Annotated in this window: 5 protein-coding genes; 3 read left to right on the top strand and 2 right to left on the bottom strand. The window is 31.8% G+C overall.

Translation table 11 applies throughout. From position 1 onward, the window contains the following. The first annotated feature begins 186 nt into the window (after window positions 1-186). Window positions 187-3,039, top strand: a complete 2,853-nt coding sequence (gene carB / locus AC9UFV_RS09010) for a carbamoyl-phosphate synthase large subunit (protein ID WP_509575007.1) — start codon at window positions 187-189, stop codon at window positions 3,037-3,039. 26 nt (window positions 3,040-3,065) lie between these two features. Here the strand turns inward: carB and AC9UFV_RS09005 are convergent, their stop codons facing one another. Continuing rightward, window positions 3,066-3,500, bottom strand: coding sequence for a DUF4268 domain-containing protein (locus AC9UFV_RS09005; protein WP_509575005.1), 435 nt, complete (start codon window positions 3,498-3,500; stop codon window positions 3,066-3,068). A 103-nt stretch (window positions 3,501-3,603) separates the two neighbouring features. Here AC9UFV_RS09005 and AC9UFV_RS09000 point away from each other — a divergent pair, with 103 nt between their 5' ends. Both AC9UFV_RS09000 and AC9UFV_RS08995 read left to right on the top strand, forming a co-directional pair. Then, complete coding sequence (locus AC9UFV_RS09000; RefSeq protein WP_509575003.1) at window positions 3,604-4,248, top strand: NUDIX hydrolase; 645 nt, start codon at window positions 3,604-3,606, stop codon at window positions 4,246-4,248. Window positions 4,249-4,282: 34 nt separating this feature from the next. Beyond that, the gene (locus AC9UFV_RS08995) at window positions 4,283-5,056 is read left to right on the top strand and encodes a lysophospholipid acyltransferase family protein (protein ID WP_509575001.1); all 774 of its coding nucleotides are present in this window, start codon (window positions 4,283-4,285) and stop codon (window positions 5,054-5,056) included. A 16-nt stretch (window positions 5,057-5,072) separates the two neighbouring features. Here AC9UFV_RS08995 and AC9UFV_RS08990 read toward each other — a convergent pair whose 3' ends face one another. Next, entirely contained in the window at window positions 5,073-6,134 is a 1,062-nt protein-coding gene (locus AC9UFV_RS08990; RefSeq protein WP_509574999.1) for a DUF3810 domain-containing protein, read from the bottom strand. Between the last annotated feature and the right edge of the window lie 12 nt (window positions 6,135-6,146).

The raw sequence follows: 6,146 nt of genomic DNA, 5'->3' as shown, positions 1-6,146 counted from the left end.
TCGTAGAAGAGCTAAAGGAAGACATAAGTTGACTGTTTCATCTGAACCAAGACACAAAAAATAATGTTTATTTAAACATATATAAAGGCGTTACTGTTATTAGTATCGCCTTTTTTTATATCTTTAAACTAAAAATAAATTAAGGCAATAAAAAAATAAAACTAACTACACAATACACAACTACAAATGCCAAAAGACAATTCAATAAAATCGATTTTAATTATAGGCTCAGGACCAATCGTTATTGGGCAAGCCTGCGAATTTGATTATGCAGGATCACAATCTGCTCGTTCCATTCGTGAAGAAGGAATTGAAGTAATTTTGATCAATTCAAATCCAGCAACCATTATGACTGACCCTTCAATGGCCGATCATATTTATTTAAAACCATTAACTACAAAATCGATCATTGAAATTCTAAAAGAACATCCACAAATTGATGCTGTTTTACCAACAATGGGAGGACAAACGGCTTTAAATTTATGTTTGGAGGCTGATGAAAAAGGGATTTGGGAGGACTTTGGTGTGCAATTAATAGGTGTAGATATTAATGCGATCAATATTACTGAAGATCGTGAGCAATTCAAACAATTATTAGCTAAAATTAATGTTCCTACTGCCCCTGCTAAAACAGCAACTTCTTTCTTAAAAGGTAAAGAAATCGCTCAGGAATTCGGATTTCCATTGGTAATCAGACCTTCATTTACCTTGGGTGGAACAGGCGCTGCATTTGTACACCATAAAGAAGAATTTGATGAATTATTGACAAGAGGTTTGGAAGCCTCACCAATTCACGAAGTCTTAATTGACAAGGCTTTAATTGGTTGGAAAGAATACGAATTAGAATTATTACGTGATAAAAATGATAATGTTGTAATCATCTGTTCTATAGAAAATATGGACCCAATGGGTATTCATACTGGAGATAGTATTACGGTTGCTCCTGCGATGACTTTATCGGATACTACTTTCCAGAAAATGCGAGATATGGCCATTTTGATGATGAGAAGCATCGGAAATTTTGCTGGAGGATGTAACGTACAATTTGCGGTTTCACCTGATGAAAAAGAAGATATTGTTGCTATTGAAATCAACCCACGTGTGTCAAGATCCTCAGCTTTAGCTTCAAAAGCAACAGGTTATCCGATCGCGAAAATCGCTTCAAAATTGGCTTTAGGATACAATTTAGATGAGTTACAAAATCAAATTACAAAATCTACTTCTGCATTATTCGAACCAACATTAGATTACGTAATTGTAAAAATACCACGTTGGAATTTCGACAAATTTGAAGGTGCCGACAGAACTTTGGGACTACAAATGAAATCAGTGGGTGAAGTAATGGGAATTGGACGGTCTTTCCAAGAAGCTTTACACAAAGCAACTCAATCATTAGAAATAAAAAGAAATGGGCTTGGCGCCGATGGAAAAGGATATAAAAACTACGAACAAATTATTGAGAAACTAACTTATGCAAGTTGGGATCGAGTATTTGTAATTTATGATGCTATTGCAATGGGAATTCCGTTGAGCAGAATTCATGAAATTACAAAAATTGACATGTGGTTTTTGAAACAATATGAAGAGTTATTTACTTTACAAAAAGAAATTTCCAATTTTACAGTAGACACTTTACCAAAAGAATTATTATTAGAAGCCAAACAAAAAGGTTTTGCAGACCGCCAAATTGCTCACATGATGGGTTGTTTAGAAAGTCAAGTTTACAAGTTACGTGAAGAGAAAAATGTAAAAAGAGTATACAAATTGGTGGATACTTGTGCTGCGGAATTTAAAGCAAAAACACCTTACTACTACTCTACTTTTGAAGCAGAAATTGAAACTGCCAATGGTACAAAATATGTAGACAATGAAAGTATTGTAACCGATAAGAAAAAAATAGTTGTTTTAGGCTCAGGGCCAAATAGAATTGGTCAAGGAATTGAATTTGATTATTCTTGTGTTCACGGAGTTTTAGCTGCAGCAGAATGTGGCTATGAGACGATAATGATTAATTGTAATCCAGAAACTGTTTCAACCGATTTTGATACAGCCAATAAATTGTATTTTGAACCAGTATTCTGGGAACACATTTATGACATCATTCAACATGAAAAACCAGAAGGAGTAATCGTTCAATTAGGTGGTCAAACAGCGCTGAAATTAGCTGAAAAGCTATCTAAACACGGAATCAAAATTATTGGAACAAGTTTCGACGCCTTGGATTTAGCTGAAGATAGAGGTCGTTTTTCTGAACTATTAACTCAATTACAAATTCCTTTCCCAAAATTTGGAATTGCAGAAACGGCAGATGAAGCTTCACAATTGGCTGATGTTTTAGACTTCCCACTTTTAGTAAGACCATCCTACGTATTGGGTGGACAAGGAATGAAAATTGTAATCAACAAACAAGAATTAGAGGAACATGTAATCGATTTATTAAAATCTATACCAGGAAATAAGCTGCTTTTAGACCATTATTTAGACGGCGCAATTGAAGCTGAAGCAGATGCAATTTGCGACGGTGAAAATGTATATATCATTGGAATAATGGAACATATTGAGCCATGCGGAGTACATTCTGGTGATAGTAATGCCACTTTACCTCCATTTAATCTTGGGGAATTTGTTATGCAACAAATTAAAGACCATACTAAAAAAATTGCTTTGGCGCTGAGAACCGTTGGTTTGATAAACATACAATTTGCTATAAAAGACGATACCGTTTATATTATTGAGGCCAATCCTAGAGCGTCGAGAACGGTACCATTTATTGCAAAAGCCTATGGCGAACCTTATGTGAATTATGCAACTAAAGTAATGTTAGGTCATAATAAAGTAACCGATTTTAAATTCAATCCGCAGTTAAAAGGATATGCAATAAAGCAACCTGTATTCTCATTCAGTAAATTCCATGGAGTAAATAAAGCACTAGGTCCTGAAATGAAGTCGACAGGTGAGAGCATATTATTCATCGATGATTTAAAAGACGATCAATTCTATGAGTTGTATTCGAGAAGAAAAATGTATTTAAGTAAATAAAAAAAGCCCCATATCTGGGGCTTTTTTTATTCTATGTCTTTTATATATTCATCGTATTCGAGGTAAATTAGTTCTAAAGCATTCATTTTTTCAAAAAAGAAATCAAAAATTTCATCCCAATATTTTGGATTGCTTACACTAACATTCAATTTTTCAACCCAAATTCTGCTTATTACTTTACCATTTTCTAGACTAAAATTTTTCTCGAATACTAAGTCAGAAATAAACTCTTCTTCTAGTATACTTTTTAATGATTCTAGTTTTTCAAAATATTGAATTCTCTTGATATCATTGCGACTTTCAATATCTATTTGTACTTGTGCTTTAGTATTTTCAACGTAAAATTTAAAAGAAAAATCTTTTATTTTGGTATTGTATAAAATCCATTTACGAGGATATTTATTTGCAAATGAAACCCAAAACTCTCTTTTTAATCGTTGATTTTCTTCTTTACTATACATTTACTACTAATGATTTATTTTTGTGTTGATTTTCAAATAGTTGTAAAATTCGATTTAATAATCTACATTTATAACTAATTAGCTGCAAAAGTAGAACATCAATATGGATTTTTCAGAATTTTTAAAATATGTTCCAAAAATAAAGCAAGAAAAACTACTTGCTGAAGAAGCGCACTTAAAAATGGTGCCTATTGAACGTATTTTAGAAGTAGAAAAAATCAATACAACTTCCAATAATCCCAGAAAAGCTGCCGTAATGATGTTGATATATCCCAAAAATGATAAATCCCATTTGGCTTTAATTGTTAGAAATACCTATCCCGGAGTTCACTCAGCTCAAATAGGTTTTCCGGGTGGAAAAGTCGAAATTGAAGATGAATCATTAGCACATACCGCTTTAAGAGAAACACATGAAGAAATTGGAATTCATCCTGATAACATTAAAGTAATTAAGACATTTACAGAGGTTTTCATTCCACCGAGTAATTTTATTGTTGCACCATTTTTAGGGATTAGTTATTCTGAATTGGAATTTATGGAGCAAGAAGAAGAAGTTGCAGGTATAATAGAATTTCCGTTACTCGATTTTTTGGATGACAAAACAATTGTAAATAAAATTATGGACACCTCCTATGGCAATAATATAGAGGTTCCAACATTTAAAATTAACGAACATTATGTTTGGGGAGCTACCGCAATGATGATGAGCGAATTGAAAGAAGTATTAAAAAGTTCATTTAAAAATTAATTTGTAAATTAGCCTTCCTAATTGATAATAAAATATGGTTTTATTTAAAAGAAACCCTTTTGGACATATACTATTTATTAAAAAATGGTTAATTCGAATTTTCGGTGGTATCACTCATAAAAGATACCGTGGATTCAACCATTTACAAATTGAGGGATCAGAAATAATCAAAACTTTACCAGAAACTAATGTGCTGTTTATATCCAATCATCAAACTTATTTTGCTGATGTGGTTGCAATGTTTCATGTATTTAACGCGAGTTTATCTGGTCGTGGTAATTCAATTAAGAATGTAGGGTACTTGTGGAATCCTAAACTAAATATTTATTATGTAGCGGCAAAAGAAACCATGCATGCTGGATTATTACCTAAAATTTTGGCTTATGCAGGGGCAATAACTGTTGAAAGAACATGGCGATCTCAAGGTAAAGACGTTACTGAAAAACGAGATATTAACCCGAATGACACTGAAAATATTAGAATAGCTTTGGAAGACGGATGGGTAATTACTTTCCCACAAGGAACCACAAAATCATTTAAACCAGTTAGAAAAGGAACGGCCCACATCATAAAACAACACCGACCAATTGTAGTTCCAATTGTAATTGATGGTTTTAGACGCTCTTTTGATAAGAAAGGATTGCTTTTAAAAAAGAAAGGAATTCAACAATCATTTGTTATAAAAAAACCATTGGAAATTGATTATGACAACGATACGATCGAGCAGATTGTTGAAAAAGTAGAATTTGCAATAGAGCAACATCCTTCTTTTTTAAAAGTAGCACCAGCTGAAGAAATTGAGAATTAATATATTGGCTTAAAACCTATAAATTCTTATTTTTATAATAGTTTACCAATAAATCGACGAACCTGCTGTAGCCATCAATTCCGTCTTTTTGCTGGTTCAATTTAAGAAAGCGATCGTAAAATAGGTGAAATCCTGTTTCCACAAATGATTCGTAATTGTCCCAAAAATCTTCACTCTCTTTATAGTTTTTTATTATTCCTGGATGAACTGTTTTTAGTAATTTTTTAAATTGGACTTCATCTCTATATCTCCAATTACTAAGACAATAATGTAAAGCGTGGCTGTAACCAGAATATTGAAAATAGCTATTTTCATTATTAATAGAAGCTAAAAAACCGATGAAATTAGCTTCGCTTTCAGAGGCATAACCCAACTGGTGCGCCATTTCGTGAGTTACGGTTGTAGGAAAATTATACATTGGAATTTTATCATTAACCTGAGCTTCATTTGTAAAAGGATTTAAATAGCCACTAAAACCCATATAACTTAAAGGCAGACTAAATAGTGATTTTTTAATACTCGGATGATTGTATTTAAATGACGGAATTTTATTTGAAAGCCAGTTATAACCCTTTAAATTCATTTCAAAAACTTGCTCCTGAGAATAGGGAAAAACAACTTTTATAGAGTCGTTTTTGGTAATTTGAGAATGAATAGCATTGGTTTTTGCAATTAATATTTGGGTGAATTTTAATAAATCGTCATTGGAATACTCTTTTTCAATTTTCAATTTTTCAAATAAAGGAACACGATAATAATTCAAACCCCAAAGTATATTAAAAAAGAAATAAAATACAGAAAAGTAGCTTACAATTTTAAGCAATCTATCTTTCCATGATAATTTAATAGTTTTGCGATTTTTATAATAACCAAAAATTAAAAAAAATATGGCTAATAAATAAGATAAATCTCCAACAGAAAAAGGTAAATACCCAAAAATTATCCTTGAAAAACTTGAAATATAATAATAGAATCCGTTGCTATAGAAACCTTCAATAATTTCCGGAAAAAAGGAAATTAATTGTACAAATACAATTTGAATCAGTAACCCTAAAGGAAGATAATATTTTTTCTGCATTACTTGAAAATA

Source organism: Flavobacterium sp. (assembly GCF_044349645.1).
GTDB lineage: Bacteria > Bacteroidota > Bacteroidia > Flavobacteriales > Flavobacteriaceae > Flavobacterium.
Note: the sequence above shows the minus strand (reverse complement) of the source record. Positions and strands in the feature narration are given on the sequence as shown.

Coding starts and splice junctions, on each gene's coding strand:
- carB (WP_509575007.1), top strand. CDS start 187: ATGCCAAAAGACAATTCAATAAAATCGATTTTAATTATAGGCTCAGGA.
- AC9UFV_RS09005 (WP_509575005.1), bottom strand. CDS start 3,500: ATGTATAGTAAAGAAGAAAATCAACGATTAAAAAGAGAGTTTTGGGTT.
- AC9UFV_RS09000 (WP_509575003.1), top strand. CDS start 3,604: ATGGATTTTTCAGAATTTTTAAAATATGTTCCAAAAATAAAGCAAGAA.
- AC9UFV_RS08995 (WP_509575001.1), top strand. CDS start 4,283: ATGGTTTTATTTAAAAGAAACCCTTTTGGACATATACTATTTATTAAA.
- AC9UFV_RS08990 (WP_509574999.1), bottom strand. CDS start 6,134: ATGCAGAAAAAATATTATCTTCCTTTAGGGTTACTGATTCAAATTGTA.